At 35.2% G+C, this 19,792-nt stretch carries 16 protein-coding genes, 1 tRNA gene and 1 pseudogene; 5 read left to right on the top strand and 13 right to left on the bottom strand.

Going from position 1 to position 19,792, the window contains the following annotated elements:
- Positions 1 to 37: 37 nt before the first annotated feature.
- The 8 genes from ACFIK6_RS04980 to ACFIK6_RS04945 form a co-directional block, all read right to left on the bottom strand.
- A complete protein-coding gene (locus tag ACFIK6_RS04980; protein WP_375642027.1) occupies positions 38 to 847 on the bottom strand; it encodes an MBL fold metallo-hydrolase in 810 nt (269 codons plus the stop codon).
- A gap of 10 nt (positions 848 to 857) precedes the next feature.
- On the bottom strand, positions 858 to 1,631 hold the full coding sequence (locus ACFIK6_RS04975; RefSeq protein ID WP_375642028.1) for a TatD family hydrolase: 774 nt from the start codon (positions 1,629 to 1,631) through the stop codon (positions 858 to 860).
- Positions 1,621 to 3,180, bottom strand: a complete 1,560-nt coding sequence (gene metG / locus ACFIK6_RS04970) for a methionine--tRNA ligase (protein ID WP_375642029.1) — start codon at positions 3,178 to 3,180, stop codon at positions 1,621 to 1,623. Before metG ends, ACFIK6_RS04975 begins: the two co-directional genes overlap by 11 nt.
- 76 nt (positions 3,181 to 3,256) lie before the next feature.
- Positions 3,257 to 4,300 carry a DNA polymerase III subunit delta' gene (locus ACFIK6_RS04965; RefSeq protein WP_375642030.1) on the bottom strand — a complete coding sequence of 348 codons (1,044 nt, stop codon included), beginning with the start codon at positions 4,298 to 4,300 and terminating at the stop codon, positions 3,257 to 3,259.
- Complete coding sequence (tmk, locus tag ACFIK6_RS04960) at positions 4,297 to 4,941, bottom strand: dTMP kinase (RefSeq protein ID WP_375642031.1); 645 nt, start codon at positions 4,939 to 4,941, stop codon at positions 4,297 to 4,299. Before tmk ends, ACFIK6_RS04965 begins: the two co-directional genes overlap by 4 nt.
- A 28-nt stretch (positions 4,942 to 4,969) precedes the next feature.
- Positions 4,970 to 6,133 (bottom strand): D-alanyl-D-alanine carboxypeptidase family protein, encoded by a 1,164-nt coding sequence (locus ACFIK6_RS04955; protein ID WP_375642032.1) that lies wholly within the window; start codon positions 6,131 to 6,133, stop codon positions 4,970 to 4,972.
- A 953-nt stretch (positions 6,134 to 7,086) separates the two neighbouring features.
- Positions 7,087 to 7,986 carry a septal ring lytic transglycosylase RlpA family protein gene (locus tag ACFIK6_RS04950; protein WP_375642033.1) on the bottom strand — a complete coding sequence of 300 codons (900 nt, stop codon included), beginning with the start codon at positions 7,984 to 7,986 and terminating at the stop codon, positions 7,087 to 7,089.
- A 548-nt stretch (positions 7,987 to 8,534) separates the two neighbouring features.
- A tRNA-Lys gene (locus ACFIK6_RS04945) sits at positions 8,535 to 8,610 on the bottom strand.
- A gap of 1,507 nt (positions 8,611 to 10,117) precedes the next feature.
- Between ACFIK6_RS04945 and lexA the strand changes: the two genes are divergently transcribed.
- On the top strand, positions 10,118 to 10,831 hold the full coding sequence (gene lexA / locus ACFIK6_RS04940) for a transcriptional repressor LexA (protein WP_375642034.1): 714 nt from the start codon (positions 10,118 to 10,120) through the stop codon (positions 10,829 to 10,831).
- A gap of 461 nt (positions 10,832 to 11,292) precedes the next feature.
- Complete coding sequence (gene rimO / locus ACFIK6_RS04935) at positions 11,293 to 12,606, top strand: 30S ribosomal protein S12 methylthiotransferase RimO (RefSeq protein WP_375677430.1); 1,314 nt, start codon at positions 11,293 to 11,295, stop codon at positions 12,604 to 12,606.
- A gap of 534 nt (positions 12,607 to 13,140) precedes the next feature.
- Here the strand turns inward: rimO and ttcA are convergent.
- The 4 genes and pseudogenes from ttcA to ACFIK6_RS04915 form a co-directional block, all read right to left on the bottom strand.
- Complete coding sequence (gene ttcA / locus ACFIK6_RS04930; protein WP_375677429.1) at positions 13,141 to 14,016, bottom strand: tRNA 2-thiocytidine(32) synthetase TtcA; 876 nt, start codon at positions 14,014 to 14,016, stop codon at positions 13,141 to 13,143.
- 267 nt (positions 14,017 to 14,283) lie between these two features.
- Positions 14,284 to 14,901 carry a 30S ribosomal protein S4 gene (rpsD, locus tag ACFIK6_RS04925; protein WP_273722651.1) on the bottom strand — a complete coding sequence of 206 codons (618 nt, stop codon included), beginning with the start codon at positions 14,899 to 14,901 and terminating at the stop codon, positions 14,284 to 14,286.
- A 170-nt stretch (positions 14,902 to 15,071) separates the two neighbouring features.
- Positions 15,072 to 15,899, bottom strand: coding sequence for a glutamate racemase (gene murI / locus ACFIK6_RS04920; RefSeq protein ID WP_375642037.1), 828 nt, complete (start codon positions 15,897 to 15,899; stop codon positions 15,072 to 15,074).
- Positions 15,892 to 16,729: pseudogene (locus ACFIK6_RS04915) on the bottom strand (RNA methyltransferase). The gene murI and the pseudogene ACFIK6_RS04915 overlap by 8 nt, the downstream one beginning before the upstream one ends.
- 281 nt (positions 16,730 to 17,010) lie before the next feature.
- On the opposite strand from ACFIK6_RS04915, the gene sfsA reads away from it, so the two are divergent.
- Genes sfsA through radC form a run of 3 tightly spaced genes read left to right on the top strand, consistent with a single transcriptional unit; the run spans position 17,011 to position 19,362 of the window.
- Positions 17,011 to 17,727 (top strand): DNA/RNA nuclease SfsA, encoded by a 717-nt coding sequence (gene sfsA, locus ACFIK6_RS04910; RefSeq protein WP_375642038.1) that lies wholly within the window; start codon positions 17,011 to 17,013, stop codon positions 17,725 to 17,727.
- Positions 17,720 to 18,550: a type I methionyl aminopeptidase gene (gene map / locus ACFIK6_RS04905; RefSeq protein WP_375642039.1), complete on the top strand. Its 831-nt coding sequence runs from the start codon at positions 17,720 to 17,722 to the stop codon at positions 18,548 to 18,550. The genes sfsA and map overlap by 8 nt, the downstream gene beginning before the upstream one ends.
- A gap of 17 nt (positions 18,551 to 18,567) precedes the next feature.
- Positions 18,568 to 19,362 (top strand): DNA repair protein RadC, encoded by a 795-nt coding sequence (radC, locus tag ACFIK6_RS04900; RefSeq protein ID WP_375642040.1) that lies wholly within the window; start codon positions 18,568 to 18,570, stop codon positions 19,360 to 19,362.
- Positions 19,363 to 19,406: 44 nt separating this feature from the next.
- On the opposite strand, the gene ACFIK6_RS04895 is transcribed toward radC, so the two are convergent.
- On the bottom strand, positions 19,407 to 19,619 hold the full coding sequence (locus ACFIK6_RS04895; protein ID WP_015856411.1) for a DUF3126 family protein: 213 nt from the start codon (positions 19,617 to 19,619) through the stop codon (positions 19,407 to 19,409).
- Between the last annotated feature and the right edge of the window lie 173 nt (positions 19,620 to 19,792).

The following is a 19,792-nucleotide window of genomic DNA, read 5'->3' as shown; positions in this document are numbered from 1 at the left end:
GTATTTTATTTAACTTAAAATATTGCGCATAATAAGCTTACGCATCTGTTTCAAAAGTAAGACCTTGATATGCAGGTTTTACATAGGATGGAACATAATTTACAACCTTGTTGTAATCCAGCGATCTATCCATATGTGTGAGTATTGCTTGTTTTGGCTTTAAATATTCTATCCATTGTAATGCTTGATCAACAGAGAAATGACTCGGATGAGGTTTAAATTGAAGAGCTTCAATGATGAGAACATCCAAATCCATTAATTTGGATAAAGTTTTTTCAGGAAATTCACTAACATCCGTACAATAGGCAACATTCCCAATCCGGAAACCTAAGGAATGAATATTTCCGTGGTGTTGTAAATGTGTATTGACGCTTATTGCTCCGCCCTGCCCCTGAATAATAAATTGGCTATCTTCATTGATAAGATGCTCTTTTAAAATGGGAGAATAAGATGAATCTTTTGGTGTTTGAAAACAATATCCGAAAGCACTTTTAAGATGTTCTAGTGTAACTCTGTCGGCATAGATATCTATTAAACATTTTTGTGCAAGTGCATAGCTGCGTAAATCATCAATACCGTGGATATGGTCTGCATGAGAATGTGTGTAAAGAGCAGCATCAAGATGGCTTACACGCGCATCAATCATTTGTGAGCGAAAATCTGGACCTGTATCAATAACGATCGTTGTTTTGTCTCCTGAAGGTTTAATACGTTCAACTAATAAAGAACTTCTGTAGCGTTTATTTTTAGGGTTATTCGGATCACATGTTCCCCAATCACCATTGGGTCGTGGTACTCCTGGAGAAGGACCACAACCTAATATTGTAAATCGGTATTGATCACACATATCTTTTGCCTTATTTCATTTTACTAAATAAACGAAAAGCATTACGCGTTGTTATTTGAGCTGTTTCTTCAATGCTTAAGCCAATTGTTTCAGCCAAAATAGCTGCTGTATAGCATACAAAAGATGGTTCATTTGTTTTTCCCCGATGGGGAATAGGTGCTAAGAATGGAGCATCTGTTTCTACTAACAAATGCTCATGGGGCACAATTTTTGCTATTTCACGGATTTCAAGTGCATTTTTAAAAGTAAGAATACCTGAAAAAGAAATATATCCACCAAGTTCAATTCCAGCACGAGCAAGTTGCATTCCAGACGAATAACAATGAAGGATAAAAGGAAAAGCTCCTTCTTTTGTCTGTTCACGTAATATTTTCTCCATATCGATATCGGCATTGCGTGAATGTATAACAAGAGGAAGCTGTGTTTCTCGAGAAGCAATGATATGTTCTTGAAAAACTTTCTTTTGCTCTTCTGGTGTAGAATAATCATAATGGTAATCAAGCCCCCCTTCCCCAAACGCAACAATTTTAGGGTGATTCGAGAGCTGTATAAGCTCTTCAGCTTTAATGTTTTGTTCTTCATGCGCATGATTGGGGTGTGTTCCAACGGAACAAAAGACTTGATCATAGCTTTGTGCAATGGCTAACAGCTTATCTAACTTATGAACATGGGTTGAAATTGTTATCATACGTTTAACGTCAGCATCTAAAGCCCGTTGGATAACATTATCCAAATCTTGTGAAAAATCTTCAAAATCAAGATGACAATGTGTATCAATCAACATGATGAGTGTCTTCTTTCTTCAAGATATAACGAGGAAAAATTGGTTCTGGTGGTGGAAGATCAAGCCCTTCTTGAATTTCTGAATGACTTATATGATACAATAACCGATCATTTTCAGCAACCGCAAGGCTATCAAGAAGTTTCGCTGCTGATTGGGGTATGAAAGGCAAAAGCATAATTCCTATTCTCCGCAAGATTTCTACAGTTACATAAAGAACTGTAGAAAATCTCTCTCGATCATTTTTACGTAAACTCCAAGGTTGTTCGTTGGCAAAATAGCGATTGGCATCTGCTACAATTGAAAAAATAGCTGAAAGTGCTAAATGCATACTATAAGAAGACATAGCTTGGTGTACAGTTTCAAGCACTTGAAGAGATTGTTCTAAAAGTTGTTTATCTTGAGCTAAAAATGAAGTTGGTTTCGGGACTTTTGCATCACAATTTTTGGCAATCATAGACAAGGAGCGCTGTGCTAAATTACCAAGATCATTAGCAAGATCAGCATTAATACGGTTTACAAGGCTTTCATGGCTATAACTACCATCTTGTCCAAAGGGCACTTCACGGAGAAGAAAATAACGGACCTGATCAAGACCATAACGATCAACCATTTCAAAAGGATCAACGACATTTCCAACAGATTTTGACATTTTTGCACCACGATTAAGTAAAAAACCATGTGCAAAAATATTTTTAGGCAATTCAATTCCAGCAGACATTAAAAATGCCGGCCAATAGATGGCATGAAAACGAATAATATCCTTACCAATAATATGCGTATTTGCAGGCCAAAAATCACGTTTTTTTGAATTTTCATTGAAAAAACCAATTGCTGATAGATAATTTGTAAGCGCATCAACCCAGACATACATCACGTGCTTTGGATTCTCAGGAACAGCAATTCCCCAATTAAAACTTGCGCGTGAAATAGAGATGTCTTTTAAACCTGATTTGATAAAACTTATAATTTCATTACGCCGCTCAAATGGGGCAATAAAATCAGGATGTTTTTCATAATATTCAAGAAGAGGCTTTTCATAATGAGAAAGTCTAAAAAAATAACTTTCTTCTTCATTCCATTCAACTGGAGAGCCTAATTCCTTCTCACGACGGATATTGTCTGGTCCAATTTCCGTATCTTTTTCTTCATAATAGGCTTCTTGGCGAACCGAATACCACCCCGTATAACGACCGAGATAAATATCGCCATTTGCTTCCATCTTTTTCCAAATTTCTTGACAAGCTTGATAATGGCGTTCTTCTGTCGTACGGATAAAATCATCGTTAGAACAATTTAATACTGCAAGCATTTTTTGAAACACAGCACTATTACGATCTGCAAGTTGCTGAGGCGTCATGCCTAATGCTGCTGCGGTTTGTTGCATCTTTAGACCATGCTCATCTGTACCAGAAAGAAAAAATACATTTTTTCCGTTTAATCGTTGAAAGCGGGCTAAGACATCGCTTGCAATTGCACTATAGGCATGTCCAATATGTGGAGCACCATTAGGATAAAAAATGGGAGTTGTTATGTAATATGTGTCACGCATGTCATACTCGTTTTAAAACGCCATCAATAAAAGATATAATGACATAACGTCTGTTCATCACATTGTCACGGAAAAACTAATCCTCATGAATAATCTTATGAACTTTAAAAAGTAAGTTAATAACAAACTGCTTTTTATCGAGATTAAACAGTTGTATGTCCTCTATTTCTTGATGAATCTCTTGCCATTTTTCTGCATATTTTTTTGAGAGAAATAAGTCTCCCTTTTCAACGAACATGATAGCTTTTTTTTGAATTTTATTAAGAATTTCATCACAAAATTGTTGAAATGGGAATGTAGAAGAAACAGATGAAAGTGTTTGTGCAAGAGTATGTACAATCGTTGCGTTACAAACAGGTTTCTCTAAGAGAGTATCGATTGTTTTAATAATTTCAAGACCGCCATGGCAAATAAGTAAAGCGGCTTTTCGAGGACTTCCTTTAGATTTTTTAATAATCATTTCAATTGTTTTCTCATCAGGTAAATCCTGATTGGCGAAAATATGTGTAATAACTTTTTTCATTTCATCGTTATTCAACGGACGAAAAGAAATTTTTTGACACCGTGAATGGATTGTTGGAAGCAATTTTCCTGAAGAATGCGTGATAATAACAAATAACGTTTTTGTAGGTGGTTCTTCAAGTATTTTGAGAATTGCATTTGCTGCATTTCTATTCATATCATCTGCAGAATCAACAATAACAATACGCCATCCATTATCTTGCGGTGTTCGGCTTAAAAAATGCATAATATCACGAATATCATCAACGAGTATTCCGGTTTTAAACTTTTGCGTTTTCACATCAAATCGGCGTGAAATATACAAAAGACCAGGGTGACTTCCTTGTGTAATTTGGCGCCATGGAGTAGAATAAGGATCGGGTTTCAAGAAAGCACCCTGTTGAGAACTTAAAATGTTCCAAGCAAGATGAAAGGCTAATGTAGCCTTTCCAATCCCATATTCTCCTTCAAATAATAATGCATGGTGCAAACGCTCTTCTTTAAGCATTTGTGTCAAAAAATGACGAACATCCTCATGACCAAAGACAACATTATTCTGGGATGGTGATAAAATTGTATCAATATCATCATATTGGCGTAAGATATTTACATTACTCATGAAAACTGATCCAACAATGCCTGATGACAAATATTTTTTATTTGATGTGCAATAGCTTCCACTGAGCCAGTGGCATCAATGACTCGAAATCTGTGAGGTTCCCGCTTGGCCAATTGAAGAAAAGCTTGACGCCTTTGTTCTTGAATTTCCAACTGATCTTTTTCAAAATAATCAATTTCTTCTGTTCTTTTTCTTCGTAAATTTGCTCGCTTCATACCACAGATTGCTGGCATATCTAATAAAAATGTTAAATGAGGCAAGACACCGTTGAGCGCAATACACTCTAAAACAGCAAGAAGAGAAGAGTTGACTGTGTCATTAAGTCCTTGATAAACGCGTGTAGAATCAAGAAAGCGGTCACATAAAACGATTTTACCTTTTTGCAAAGAAGGCGCAATAACCTCGGTCACATGGTCGACACGTGCGGCTGTAAACAAAACAGCTTCAATCAACGGTCCATACTGTTGCGCCTGCCCCGACAACAAAATATGCCGGATTGCTTCTGCTCCTGGCGTTCCTCCTGGTTCTCGTGTTGTGACAACATTATAACCTTGGCGTGAGAGAGACTCAGCAAGTAAAGAAATCTGCACCGTTTTTCCTACCCCGTCCCCTCCTTCGAATGTAATAAAATAACCTGACACGTATGACCTTAACCTTATTAGCGCGTAACTACAAATATTTCCGTAACCATCCAATTGTTATTTCATAGAATGCATTTTTTACTTTTGCAAAGAAACTTCCTTCCTGAACATTCATTCCGGCAAAAACTGGTTTTTCCAGAACAACCTTTTTATCTTCTAAAATTTGAATAACGCCAACTGATTGCCCTAACACGATGGGAGCTTTCAATGGACCATGATATTTAATTTTTGCTTTAACATTTACTTTTTTTTCATTCGAAAGCATAAAACTTATTGGTCTTTTAACAATAAGTGGAACAAAGTTTTTCTTACCACCATAAACAGAAGCACGACCAACCGTTTCTTCTTTTGTGAAAACCGTTTTGAGATCAAATGCCGTCATTCCCCATTGAAGAATGCGTTCTATTTCTTTTGTATATTTTTTACCATCTTGCAAACCATTGATTGCTAAAAAAAGACGTCGATGATTTTTAGAAATGGTGGCAACCATTGAAAAACCTTCTTTTCCGCTGTAGCCAAAACCAAATCCTTCTACACCAAGTTCCTTAGAAACAAGAGGGTTTTTATTACGTTGAAAAATATTATTCCATGTAAAATAAGGCTCACGATAAAGTGCATAATAATCCGGATATTCCTGAACAATATGACGTGCTAATATAATCATATCACGCACGGTTACAAACTGTCCCTCTTCGGGTAGCCCTGTTGCATTAACAAAATGACTCTGAGATAACCCGATTATTTTTGCGCGCTGATTCATCAGTTTTGCAAAATGAGCCTCATCTCCTGATATTCCTTCAGCAAGAATAATAGCAGCATCATTTCCATTCATAATAATTAAACCACGTAAAAGATCAGAAACACTGATTTCTGTCTTTATCTTTGCAAACATAGTGGTTGTACCGGAAGGTGCTCCACCTTTGCGCCAAGCATTTTCACTGACCTTGAATTTCTGCGTACTCTTTAATAATCCCTCCTTTAAATGATGAAATACGACTTCCACTGTCATCAATTTTGCTAATGAAGCAGGAAAAAAGGGAATGTCACTTTGTTTTTCATAAAGTATTGTCCCTGTATCATCATCAAGTAACAACAATTGTGATGCAGAAATTTGAAAATCTTCTGCTCTCCCTCGCGGGTCAAATGCCAATATCCCCCATAAGGTCAATAAGATCCTTAATATTATATACATAGCTGCTCCTCCCATCCCAAAGATCAACATAAAGAATCTTATATAGGAAAAAACTTTTTTATTTCTGCAAATTGGGGAATTATTGATAATCAAGAAAAGATTTTATTTTTATTATGATGCACTTTTTCTCTTCCACCTAGGTTAAGTTTAATATTTTAAATTATGAGAGACAAAAAGATTTTTTATTTGTTGTTTTATATTGGTAGTACATGAATTTATTATCATAAATTATAATATTCCATGTCTGATTCAAAATACTGTAAGATTATTTCGTTATATTTCTTCTCATATTGAATTCAATCAAATCGCTTGATTACGCATCATAAGGAGGATTCGTATATGGATAAAATTTATTAAAAAAAGAGAGTAAAAATACTTCTTATCAACCTCTCAAGTGTTAAGAATTATCGCACAAAATATGGGAGGCTTGCAAAGCGTATGATGGTGGCAGTTCATGTCGCATGAGCATAACGATAGTGATGTCTAAAGGCGTTACAGTCATACCATTCACAGGGCGCTATCGTAAATAGGCTTGTAGTGTGTTGAAGTATGTTTCTTTTAAATAAGTACGTGAATTAGCAATGTAAGTGTATTTTGTTTGAGAGGATCTGTTTTTCGTGAAGGGACTTACTCCATTAAAGAACATGATAAACAAAAGCATGAGGGCACGCATAATCTCTTCATCAGATATTACCGTGGATACTTCAGAAAGATGCAAAGACGAATCAAAAGAAAATATTTTTCTACTTGTTAAGCTTTTTATTCCTCTCAAATTGATTGTGCAGTTGTTTTGGAGATTACACAAACAGAGCCGATACAATAATCTATCTTCATCTAGCAAAAGCTATTACAGAAAAAAGTCGCGCTTTAAGATGAAACCCCTACACTAAACCTGTAAGTTATTATCTTTTGTACTAGAAAATTATATAGATAAAAAATCAACGCATTTTTTCTTAAAACAGTTGTAACCAATTGACCTTTGTTTTTTTGTTTAGCTTATTTATAGAAGCAACTTGATCGAATGGCATCGGCTTATCAACCATGATAGGACCAATTTCTGGCAATTTAACTGCAACAGTTTTATTACGTTGTTCCTGTTCAACAGCAGTTACTTTAGCTAATTCTTCTTTGTTTCCTGTATTGCGCTGATCTTTTAACAAAACAGTTTCTCTTTTTTTCGAAATATTTTCCGACGCTAATGAATATGGGGCAGCATTTCCAGGAGTATAAGAGGCCATTAAATATGCACCATCGTAGTAGCCAATGGGTGCTTCAGCAATATATTCTACTTTAACATCTGCGACTCCCCTATCTACATACCCCAGTATTGCCGCAGCTTGCCTTGATAAATCAATGATTCTGTCTTTCATAAAAGGTCCGCGATCATTGACTCTAACAATGATTGAAGATCCATTTTTCAAATTAGTAACACGAGCATAACTAGGTAAAGGCAGTGTAGGATGAGCAGCAGTCAAAAGATTCATGTCATAAATTTCACCGTTGGCAGTTAAACGTCCATGAAAATCTGAACCATACCATGATGCTTCGCCAACACGTTTATAAGTTGGATCACTTTGAGGATAATACCACTTTCCTTTTATTTGATAAGGTTTACCAACAATAGCTCGTCCACGCTTTTTTTCTTCCGATTGATTCTTCTTATTGGATACTTGTTGAGGTAGTACAGAAGTGTTTACGTTAATTGGTTTATTATGATAGGAATCTTTTATTGAAAAATTCATAGTTTGGCTTGCGCAACAAGATACCAGTGACTGAGAAATAACGATCATAGAAAACAATTGAAGTGTTGGTTTAATCATAAAAGTAAAATTCTTTTTTCTATTTGAAGGCATCTATTCAGTCCACTTATTTCTGTTAAGTATTACTGTAAAAACCACGTCACGCTTTTTGTACGCGACGGAAGAATTTACGTTTTTAAATGATTCCCCTCACGCATATACCACTCTTGAATTGTCCCCTCTTATCAAGAAATTAACACATTGTTAACTATTTTGTGATTTTCGTAAGAAATAAATGTACTATACTCGATGTTAAAAAGAATAAAAACTAAATAAATCAAAGTCTTATAGAAGAGTCATTTCATAATATAAAGTGTGAATAAGTGGTGATTTTAGCAACTTGTTTTGCGAATCATGTAATGCAGTGGGTATTAAAAAAAACAACCTACGGATTGAGAAAATTAGCAATCACATGTGCTGCCAACGCAGGTACAACACGTATCGTGAGCTTAAAGCTCTTTTTTGTTGGACAAGAGACAACTAGCATCGCTCTATTCCAAAAAAAACTGATCGAAAATGGCTGGCTATAGAATCAAGAAAAAAAAGAATCACAACAAGAAAGATTCTTAAATTTTGTATAGTCTATTGATATTATTTAAATTTGGTGAGCGCGCAGGGATTCGAACCCTGGACCTACTGATTAAAAGTCAGTTGCTCTACCAGCTGAGCTACGCGCTCTCACACAAGTTATCTAGTTTGTAGACTATCTAATTTGCAGAAAGTGAAGGGAACATACGGTTGACTTTCCATTTGGTCAACACCTTTTGGAGAAAAATATTATTATTTTCTTCAGTTATCAATAATTTTCCGTTTTTGTCCCTTTTTTTATCATTGTATAGGTACTCTTTGTCTGCTTTTTGAAATTTCGATAAAGAAAAAATTTCACTGTAAAATACTGTAAAATATTGCATAGATTCGAAGCACTAAAATTATAAGAAATCGCCCCCTTCCCTTCATATGGGTTGCTGAGCATAATGAATAGAGAAAAAATACCTTTTACTATAATATTATTTTTGTATCTTTATATTTTAGTTTTCAAATATGAATACAGCTTTATAAGACAATATATTGATTTATAATAATTTATCATTTTCTTACTTGAGTGAGAGACCTCAAATACTCTAAGCTTCTCTCGTTTCAAATCTTTTTTATATTGAAACAACAAAAAGCATTTTCTAGACTGACACAAGTTAGAGAATAAAACTATAAAAAAGAAATGAAAATACCTTTTATGTCTCCTTTTAAGAACCAAAAATTATTGTAACATTAGGGGGCAGGAAAATAGTATATAGCGTTGGCACATTAGACCTGAAAATGGGACAATGAGAAACAATGGCATTTTGTGAAGCAAGCCGGCCCCATCATTATATTTGCCAGCCCCCAGTGTTGCGACAGCCCTTGGCACTTAAGACGGTTCATAAGAGCCATTTTTAGTCCTTTCTTATACAAATTTGATCCACAGATTCATCCCGCTTTTGACGTGCAAGGAAATGATTTTGATTGATTCAAGATAAACAGACTTGAAATGAGAGAATCTTACGTTATTCGAGACACTCATTCAATATACAAAACAGTAAATTAACATTATAAATCAATATATTGTATAAGGTATGATGTTTATTTATGCATAATAAATATATAACAAAAGCCAATTTTTCCGATAGAATAAAGTAAACATGAAGCAAAATTTAGTCTCATTGAAAATATCTCGAATGATTATAAATTATGCTCACGATTATAGCTGTAGATAATTTTACTAAGAAAAACGCAGAAATAATATGAAATGCGCAAAATGATTTTAAATACCCATAGAGTGTTCTAAATATATAGAATGCCTATCCTTCCTGCTATTGATAAATTGCCTTCTAATTAACTTTTTTATATCAGAAATTACAAAATACGTAGATATATTTTAGAGGAAAAGGATAATACTGGTCATAAAATTTAGTGTTGGATACTTCAGCCAGAGCTATAAAGTATTTTTATACATTATTTAATATTAATGTATCTATATAGTATATAAATAATAATTTAAATATATCTATAAATAAACAGATTTATTCATTAACTGATAAGATCAAAAATAAAGAAAATAAATTTTATTTTGCGAGAAAAAATTGTAAAAGTGTTATATGTACATGTATTTTTACTTTAATACTTTTTATTGTTTTGATTGGAATATTGAATGCTAACATGTAAACAATATGAGCTACTCTTGTTTATTCATAACCATATAAAAGAAACTGGTGTTCCTCCTTCTTTTGAAGAAATGAAAAATGCATTAGAACTTTCTTCAAAGTCTGGTATTCATAAGCTCATTATAGCCTTAGAACAACGAGGTTTTATACGTCGTTTGCCCAATCGCGCTCGTGCAGTGGAAGTGATTCGACTCCCTGAAAAAATAACATTTAGCCTTTCTTTAGCACGTAAAATTTCTCCTAGTATAATAGAAAGAAATAAAAGGGAAATATCAAAAAGCTTGAGTAACCTTGATAACTTGGATGAAGAAGAAAAAAAAAATATCACCATTCCTATTATGGGACGTATTTCTGCGAGCGTGCCCGCCTCTGCTATACTGCAACAAATCAACACCCTTTCTCTCCCACACGATATGGTTAATATAGGTGAGCACTACGCATTAGAAGTTAAAGATGATTCTATGATGGAGGCTGGTATCCTTGATAAAGATACAATCATTGTGAAACGTCAAAATACAGCAATAACAGGTGAAATTATTGTTGCGTTTATTGATAAAAAAGAAGCTACATTAAAACGTTATCGACGCAAAGGAGCTTCTATTGCATTAGAAGCCGCAAATCCTCATTATGAAGTACGGACATACGAATCTGAGCGTGTAGAAATACAAGGAAAACTTACTGGACTTATTCGCAAATATTAAAAAATAAACCTTATAGTACGCGATAGATATCGCAATAAGAATCTGTTGAGTATTTTTTATTGTGTCACACGCAATTGACTTCCTCTCTACAACCAAAGGCTGCCCCCAATTCGGTCCATAAACAATCCAAGATCCTTATAGAGCGGGTTTCACTTTCCCTTCCCTCCATATCCTTCACTTACACAAAGCGTAACAAGTAAGCTTTAAAATATTCACCACGTGCTTTATAAAATAACTTGAATGCTTTGAAAGAAGCAGCCTTATATCATCGTCCTCAAAGACGGAATTTTACGATATAATAAGACACAATTGTATGCATGCATAAAAACACATAAAATTTTGTAGAAAAAAATCAAATAACTTTGTAACAGATTGTATGGCATAGGTATAAAAATAAAGAACATTATTTTTTTAAGTTAATAAAAACGTAACTCAATCTTTCATAGTAATGTAGGATCACCATGGTAGCACCTCGTATTAGTTTTGTCTCCCTCGGATGCCCAAAAGCACTTGTAGATTCTGAGCGAATTATTACAAGCCTTCGCTCTGAAGGGTATGAAATTTCACGTCAACATCAAGGAGCTGATGTCGTTATTGTAAATACCTGTGGTTTTCTTGACTCGGCAAGGAGAGAATCATTAGCCAATATTGATGAAGCTCTCAAAAAAAATGGAAAAGTTATTGTAACAGGGTGTCTTGGTGCTGATCCTGATGTCATTCGCCAAACATATCCTAATGTATTGGCCATTACAGGACCACAAGCTTATGAAAGTGTTATAGAAGCTGTTCATACAGCAATTCCTCCTGTTCATGATCCTTTTCTTGATTTAGTTCCTCCCCAAGGTATTCGTTTAACACCCCGCCATTACGCCTACTTAAAGATTTCTGAAGGATGCTCTAACCGGTGTAGTTTTTGTATCATCCCTACTCTGCGTGGTGATCTCACTTCACGTCCCATCAGCGATGTTCTTCGTGAAGCTGAAAAACTCGTACAAGCGGGTGTAAAAGAACTTTTGGTTATTTCACAAGATACGAGTGCTTATGGTATTGATCTTAAATATCTCGAAAATTCTTGGAAAGATCGTACAATCAAAACGAAATTCTTTGATCTTTGTCGCGAATTAGGCGATATGGGTATTTGGGTACGTATGCATTACGTTTATCCTTATCCTCATGTTGATGAAGTTATTGAACTTATGGCTGCAAAAAAAATTCTTCCTTATCTGGATATTCCTTTTCAGCATGCATCACCAGTTATTTTGCGTCACATGAAGCGTCCCGCACTTATGGAAAAAACAAACCGTAGAATTGAAAAATGGCGGAAAATATGTCCAGATCTTGCTTTGCGATCAACATTTATTGTTGGTTTTCCTGGTGAAACGAATGAAGATTTTAATATCCTGTTAGAATGGTTAGAAGAAGCAAAAATTGAACGCGCTGGGTGCTTTAAATATGAAGAAGTAAAAGGAGCCGCCGCAAATGATTTGGGATTAGAAAATATTTCTGAAGAGGTGAAAGAAAGCCGCTGGCATCGTTTTATGGCAAAACAACAACAAATTTCTACACATCTTTTAAAGAAAAAAATTGGGAAAAGACTTCAAGTGCTTATCGATGAAAGTCAAGGAAAAGTTGCTAAAGGACGTAGTCAGTACGATGCTCCAGAAATAGATGGTGTTGTCCATATATCATCACGACGCCCATTGCGTGTTGGTGAATTTGTCACCGTTAAAATCGAAAAGTCGGACGCCTATGATCTTTATGGTGTAGCAGTTTGAAAATTTAACTTCTTCCCTGTCCTCAATGATGAAGATTTCTATCAGCATTGGTTTATAAAAAGATCGGCTGCTCACAATCGAACTTGATCCCTTATGTAACTCTCTTCATGAGAATTTACGAGCAATCCTTCCCCTGAATGTTTTCTATACACTCCCAAAATATCAAGCGGTTACATATTCTCTTAGCTTAATGCCTTAAATGACGGTGACGGCGGCGTAACAGAATAAAATAAAATCCACAAGGTTAACCATTTTTACTTAACAAAAGAGCAAATCGACAACCGTACTATTTTCCCATTTTTCATATTGCGACAGTCATTGGTTAGTGAAAGGAAACTTTTTTCAAGAGTGTTTGATGCATACAAGGATTTCTTTTGTGATATGCAGGCAGATGTGTTTTATGGATGCAATATAAGAGAATTTGAAACAAAACAATTTTGCGGTATTTAAATTAAAAAACAATAAATTATCATTATAAATAAGTATCTTATCTTAAACTCTTTGAGTTTATTTTTAAATATTATCTAATTTTTATTAACACGTTTTAAAATCAAAGAATCTCTTATCAAGCAAATGACTTGGGCGTATATTTGTTAAAGCGCGAATCATCGTATCTTTACGTCCTGGCATTTGTCTTTCGATATTTTTCAGCATTTCTTTCATTGCATTACGTTGTAAACCATCTTGACTACCGCAAAGATTACAAGGAATAATTGGAAATTGCATTGCTTGGGAAAATTTTTCCATATCTTCCTCAGCAGCATAAATAAGAGGACGTAATACAAAAAGATCTCCTTCATCATTTTTAAGTTTTCCAGGCATGGCAGCTAATCTGCCACCGTGAAACAAGTTCATAAAAAATGTTTCTAAAACATCATCACGATGATGACCTAAAACTAATGCAGAGCATCCCTCTTCACGTGCAATACGATAGAGATTACCACGTCGTAATCGAGAACAAAGTGAACAATATGTCTGCGACTCTGCCAATTTATCTGTAACAATGGAATAAGTATCTTGATATTCAATACGATATGGAATTTTATAAGAACTTAAAAAGTCTGGAAGAATATGCTTAGGGAATCCTGGTTGCCCTTGATCAAGATTACAGGCAAGAATTTCAACGGATAAAAGCCCTCGCCACTTTAAGTCTAAAAGAAGCGCTAATAAACCATAAGAGTCTTTTCCACCGGATAAAGCAACAAGCCATTTTTTTCCTGTAGAGAGCATAGAAAAATCATCCAAAGCTTGTCGCATATGACGTAAAAGTCGTTTGCGCAATTTATTAAATTCTACGCTTGAAGGAGCAACACGAAACATTGGATGACAATTATCTGCTTCGCTTATTAAAAGATCATCTCTCCCTTCGTTTTCTTCTATTGCCTGATATTCAATGGAAACATCATTCATAATACCATATCCTGCATAAGTAACAGCTCGTTTTGCAAAGATAAAAACAAATATTAAAGCAAGCTTACATTTATGTTTTTTGAATTTATAAATCAGATACACAAAAAAGAAATGGAACTATATAAGTTCACGACTATAAAACATAGCAATAAACTTAGTATAGAACCATTCACAAAAAATACTTATTAACTTCAAAGATTATAAAAATAACACAATATTTTGAAATTATAATAATAGAAGAGAGAAACAATTTTTCTTACAGAAAAATTATCGAGAATAGAATTCAACAACCAAATTAGGTTCCATTTGCACAGCATAAGGAACATCTGCAAAAGCAGGAATACGTGTAAAGGTTGCTTTCATCTGTTTATGGTCTGCTTCAATATAATCAGGGACATCACGTTCTGCCAATTGCACGGATTCTAAAACTAAAACAAGTTGTTTTGATTTTTCCCGAACCTCAATAACATCACCTGGTTTACAACGATACGATTGAATATTTGTGCGCCGCCCATTTACATTAACATGACCGTGATTGATAAACTGGCGAGAAGCGAAAATCGTAGGCACGAATTTTGCACGATAAACAACAGCATCCAAACGTGATTCTAACAGACCGATAAGATTTTCACCAGTATCACCCCGTCGACGAGCAGCCTCTTCATAGGTTTTATGAAATTGTTTTTCTGATATATCTCCATAAAACCCTTTCAATTTCTGTTTAGCGCGCAACTGCACCCCATAATCAGAAAGTTTTCCTTTACGGCGCTGTCCATGCTGACCTGGACCATAATCACGGCGATTGACAGGAGATTTTGGACGACCCCAAATATTTTCTCCCATACGACGGTCAATTTTATACTTTGTTGTTTCGCGTTTACTCATCGCATTTCCTTATAAAATAAAAAACGAGATCTTAAGACCCCAAGGAAACGCGCCCTCCTCTGCCTTTAAATACTAAAGACTGACAGAATACCTTAACATATCAACATGCAAAGTTATCCACGGGACACGTCAATTAATGCTATTTTCTTAAAAAAACAGCTAGATCATCATTATTGATCTCGTAATCCAAAGTCAACTCCTTTCATGAGTTTTAAGCCAAATCCTTTAAACAAATTTTCCGTTAAAGAAGTGATATTTTTCGATGTCAACAACGCAAAATCTTGATATTTCTTTATATATTGATGGTGTTTTTTTCCCGACAATGGTAATAATGAGCTGATATGCTTGGCGATGGCTTTCGCTGGATCAATCCACTCAACGGACCATAAAGCATGTTTACGAAAGAAGTTAATCAAAAAAGGATAATGTGTGCAGGCTAAAACAATAACATCAGTATATTGTCCATTTTTTTCCACAAAACATGGCAGGATTTCTTTTTTTAACTCTTCTGTATCGATAGATTTTCCCCGTAAAAAATCTTCAGCAAATCCAGCCAGCTTTTTACTTCCCACAAGCTGAACATGACACTGTCCAGCAAAAGAGTTAATTAATTCGTTTGTATAGGCACGTTTAACTGTTCCAGGAGTAGCTAATACGGAAATAAACCCAGATTTTGTTTGTTCAGCAGCTGATTTAATTGCAGGAACTGTTCCGACAAAAGGGACATGAGGAAAATTCTGTCGTAAATCTTCCATCATCAGTGTAGAAACGGTGTTGCAAGCAATCACACATAAGGCTGGATTGTAGCGTGTTAAAAGATTTGTAAAAATCTTCAAAATACGCTCTTTCAAAATATTTTCTTTCCAATTTCCATAAGGAAATCCTGCATCATCAGCAACATAGATAAATTGCATTTCAGAGATAAGAATGCGCGCTTCCCTGAACACTGTTAAACCACCAATACCGCTATCAAAAAAAAGAACAGGTCGTTCATCCATTAGTTTTCACACTTATTTTTATTTTTTTTACGATCACGTTCTTCAGGTGCTCTACTCCCCCGTGGATATTGTGGCGAAAAATGATCCAACGAAGATATAATGCCTCGCAATAAACGAACCTCAGGTTCACTAAAGTTAGCGCGCGTAAAAACAGAGCGCAAATTTGCAAGCATGACTTCTTTGCGCTCAAGGGGTCTAAAATACCCACGGATATTCAAAGCCTCTTCTAACTGAGATAAAAAACCATGAAATACTGTTTTATTTGCAGGTTCCATCTCTGCGGCACGAAATGCCGTATCGCTGACATTCTCTAGACCTGTTTTCATCCATTCGTAAGACATTAAAAGAACCGCTTGTGCAATATTAAGTGACGCAAAAGCAGGATTAACTGGAAAAGTAATAATTTCATCAACAAGGCTGATTTCATCATTTTCTAATCCCCATCTCTCTCTTCCAAAGACAATACCTGTCTTATGTCCGATACTTTCACGTTGACGTAATACGCTTGCTGCTTCGACAGCACTTTTTACAGTTTTAAATCCACATCTTTCACGTGCTGTTGTGGCAAAAACATAGTGTAAATCTGCAATTGAATCACGCAATGTATTAAAAATCACAGTGTTGTTAATGACATGATCAGCTTTACTTGCAGCAGCTATAGCTTTTTCATTTGGAAATATTTCTCGAGGTTTGACTAACCGAAGCTTAGAAAGCCCAAAATTCGCCATTGCCCTTGCGACCATACCAATGTTTTCAGGAAGCTGTGGTTCAACTAAAATAATAATGGGACCATTTGTTAAATTTTCACGATTCTTATTCGTTCCAGCCATCAATCTTACCCAGTTTCACTTAAACTATCTCCATCTCCACTATTTTTACGAAACCTTCTTCACAGTACTCTAATGCTGTTTAATAATAAATTATAGATAATCTATCTTTTCTCTCAAAGATAATAAATTTTAAAAGCCATTAAAGTGAACAATGGAATTTATAACAATTTATATAAGATACCGTGGCGTTTTTTACACCAATTTTATCTTTTTAATAGGGAATAGCCCCTAAAAATCGTAATCTCAGTTGAATTATGAAATCATAAATCCTAAAAAAAGATATGCACTTTATTTCCAAACTTTTTCCTGCAAAGCTTATCCGTCGTTATAAACGTTTCCTTGCGGATGTTCAACAAGATGGTCAGCATGTCCTCACCGTATCTGTACCTAATACAGGATCAATGCTTGGATTAACAGCTTTCAACTCCAATATTTGGCTTTCATATCATAACAACATCAAACGAAAATATGCCTATCAATTAGAAATTATTGAAGCCGATAATACGTTGGTTGGCATTAATACTGCCTTACCCAATAAACTTGCGTTAGAAGCAATTCAAAACGGATTACTACCAGAATTAAGTGGATATAAAACAGTTTTAAAAGAACAACGCTATGGGACACAATCACGAATTGACTTTCTTTTACGTGATGACATTCTTCCTGATTGTTACCTAGAAGTCAAAAATGTTCATTTTATTCGTCAAAAAGGATTAGCAGAATTTCCTGATAGCGAAACAAAACGTGGTGCACGTCACCTTGATGAGCTCATAGGAGTTGTACAACAAGGAAAACGAGCTGCTATGCTTTATATTATTCAACGAGAAGATTGCGCAGCTTTTGCAATCTGTCATGATCTTGACCCACTCTATGGACGTAAGTTTGATTTAGCATTAAAATCAGGAGTAGAATGTTATGCTGTAAAGTGTCATGTAAGTGTAGAAGGCATTTTTCCGATTCAGAGAGTAACAATAGAAAATAGAAGAAACAATGACTGAGTATATCGAATATAATAAAATCCCTTTAAAGTTTAATGGAAAAATCCGCATTTTCGATGATTATGCTTTTACTAAAATGCGTGAAGTTGGTCGTATTGCTGCAGAATGCCTTGATGCGCTTATGGATATTATTAAGCCGGGTGTTACTACGCAAGAAATTGATGATTTTGTATTCATTTTTGGTGCTAAGAGAGGAGCACTTCCTGCTGATCTAAATTATCATGGATACAGCCATTCATGCTGCACATCTATCAATCACGTTGTCTGTCATGGTATCCCCAATAAAAGACCTTTGCAAGAAGGCGATATTGTAAATGTTGATGTAACTTTTATCCTTGATGGTTGGCATGGAGATTCAAGCCGAATGTATCCTGTTGGAAAAATTAGACGTGCAGCAGAACGCTTGCTAAAAATAACCTATGAAAGTCTTATGAAAGGAATCGCTGTCGTTAAGCCTGGAGCAACGACAGGTGATATTGGGGCAGCCATTCAACAGTATGCAGAATCTGAACGCTGTTCAATTGTGAGAGACTTTTGCGGACATGGTATCGGCCAGCTTTTCCATGATGCTCCCAATATCCTCCATTATGGAAACCCTGGAGAAGGAATAGAATTAAAACAAGGTATGATGTTTACAATTGAGCCTATGATTAACCTTGGTAAACCACAAGTTAAGGTTTTATCTGACGGTTGGACTGCTGTTACCCGTGACCGCTCTCTGACAGCACAATATGAACATACAATTGGTGTCACAAATGAAGGATATGAAATATTTACACAATCTCCTAAAAATATTTTTTATATTCCAAATTCGCATATCTAACGCAATGTAGAGATGTTATGGCTAAAAAATTAAATCAAAAGGAAGATACTCAAAGTGATCACTTTGCATTAACATCGAGTTCTCCACTTACCCCAGTATCAGAAAGAAAAAGTGAAGAGCCTCAGAAAAACGCACAGCTTCATAAACATTATCAAGGACATCGTGAGCGTCTTCGGAAGCGCTATTTAAAGTCAAAAGGAAATGCAATTGAAGACTATGAATATCTTGAATTATTGCTTTTTCGCACAATACCCCGTGCAAACACAAAACCCATAGCTAAAAATTTGATAGCGCGCTTTGGTTCATTAGCTGATGTGTTGGGAGCGGATATTCACCGACTTCAAGAAATTCCAGGATGTGGTCCCGCCACTGCAATTGATTTAAAAATTATTTCAGATGTTGCTGGACGTCTTGCTCGTGCGCAATTGTTTAAACGCAATATTTTTTCATCATGGGATAAAGTGTTAGCTTATTGTAAAGCTGTTATGGCTCACGAAACACGTGAACAATTTCGTATTTTGTTTCTTGATAAGAAAAACGGCTTACTTGCTGATGAGGTGCAACAAACTGGAACCATTGATCATACCCCTGTTTATCCTCGTGAAGTTATTTCTCGAGCTTTAGAGTTATCTGCATCAGGACTTATCTTAGTCCACAATCACCCTTCTGGCGATTCCACCCCCTCTGATGCAGATATAACAATGACATATCGATTAAAGGATGCAGCAAATGCATTAGGTATTATTATCCATGACCACCTTATTATTGCACGAAATAACCATACGAGCTTTAAAGCGTTAAAACTTATATAAATCTTATAGGATAAAAAAGACTTCATTCAACTGTGAATAACGAATCAATTTTCTAAATCAATATCTAATATAGCCATTGAGAAATTATAGGAGAGCTCATCTTCATCTTCATCTCGATAGATAATGCCTAAAAACTCATCTCCCATATAAACCTCACAAGAATCACTCTTTTTAGGCCGCGCTCTGACTTGCAATGCTGAGTTTTGGAATATATTTTTTAAATAATTATCAAGTTTTTTTATTTCATCAGCATTCACTATGCTCTCCTGTTTTTTTGAAACGATTAAAATAATTGCGTGTCGCGCAAATAAGACATTCTTATGATTCTGTAAAGTCAGTAAAAAAGCATAATCTGAATATTTACTTAATGTTACATATATTTACAACGTTCTTTATATATTCATAAAGAACTTCTACAAAAAGAATCTAT

Source organism: Bartonella sp. AS69XJJH (assembly GCF_042195585.1).
In the GTDB taxonomy this organism is placed as follows: Bacteria; Pseudomonadota; Alphaproteobacteria; order Rhizobiales; family Rhizobiaceae; genus Bartonella.
Note: the sequence above shows the minus strand (reverse complement) of the source record. Positions and strands in the feature narration are given on the sequence as shown.

What these genes read in the sequence shown, in the direction of transcription:
- ACFIK6_RS04980 (WP_375642027.1), bottom strand. Translation starts at nt 847, where the DNA reads ATGTGTGATCAATACCGATTTACAATATTAGGTTGTGGTCCTTCTCCA.
- ACFIK6_RS04975 (WP_375642028.1), bottom strand. Translation starts at nt 1,631, where the DNA reads ATGTTGATTGATACACATTGTCATCTTGATTTTGAAGATTTTTCACAA.
- metG (WP_375642029.1), bottom strand. Translation starts at nt 3,180, where the DNA reads ATGCGTGACACATATTACATAACAACTCCCATTTTTTATCCTAATGGT.
- ACFIK6_RS04965 (WP_375642030.1), bottom strand. Translation starts at nt 4,300, where the DNA reads ATGAGTAATGTAAATATCTTACGCCAATATGATGATATTGATACAATT.
- ACFIK6_RS04955 (WP_375642032.1), bottom strand. Translation starts at nt 6,133, where the DNA reads ATGTATATAATATTAAGGATCTTATTGACCTTATGGGGGATATTGGCA.
- ACFIK6_RS04950 (WP_375642033.1), bottom strand. Translation starts at nt 7,986, where the DNA reads ATGCCTTCAAATAGAAAAAAGAATTTTACTTTTATGATTAAACCAACA.
- lexA (WP_375642034.1), top strand. Translation starts at nt 10,118, where the DNA reads ATGCTAACATGTAAACAATATGAGCTACTCTTGTTTATTCATAACCAT.
- rimO (WP_375677430.1), top strand. Translation starts at nt 11,293, where the DNA reads ATGGTAGCACCTCGTATTAGTTTTGTCTCCCTCGGATGCCCAAAAGCA.
- ttcA (WP_375677429.1), bottom strand. Translation starts at nt 14,016, where the DNA reads ATGAATGATGTTTCCATTGAATATCAGGCAATAGAAGAAAACGAAGGG.
- rpsD (WP_273722651.1), bottom strand. Translation starts at nt 14,901, where the DNA reads ATGAGTAAACGCGAAACAACAAAGTATAAAATTGACCGTCGTATGGGA.
- murI (WP_375642037.1), bottom strand. Translation starts at nt 15,899, where the DNA reads ATGGATGAACGACCTGTTCTTTTTTTTGATAGCGGTATTGGTGGTTTA.
- sfsA (WP_375642038.1), top strand. Translation starts at nt 17,011, where the DNA reads ATGCACTTTATTTCCAAACTTTTTCCTGCAAAGCTTATCCGTCGTTAT.
- map (WP_375642039.1), top strand. Translation starts at nt 17,720, where the DNA reads ATGACTGAGTATATCGAATATAATAAAATCCCTTTAAAGTTTAATGGA.
- radC (WP_375642040.1), top strand. Translation starts at nt 18,568, where the DNA reads ATGGCTAAAAAATTAAATCAAAAGGAAGATACTCAAAGTGATCACTTT.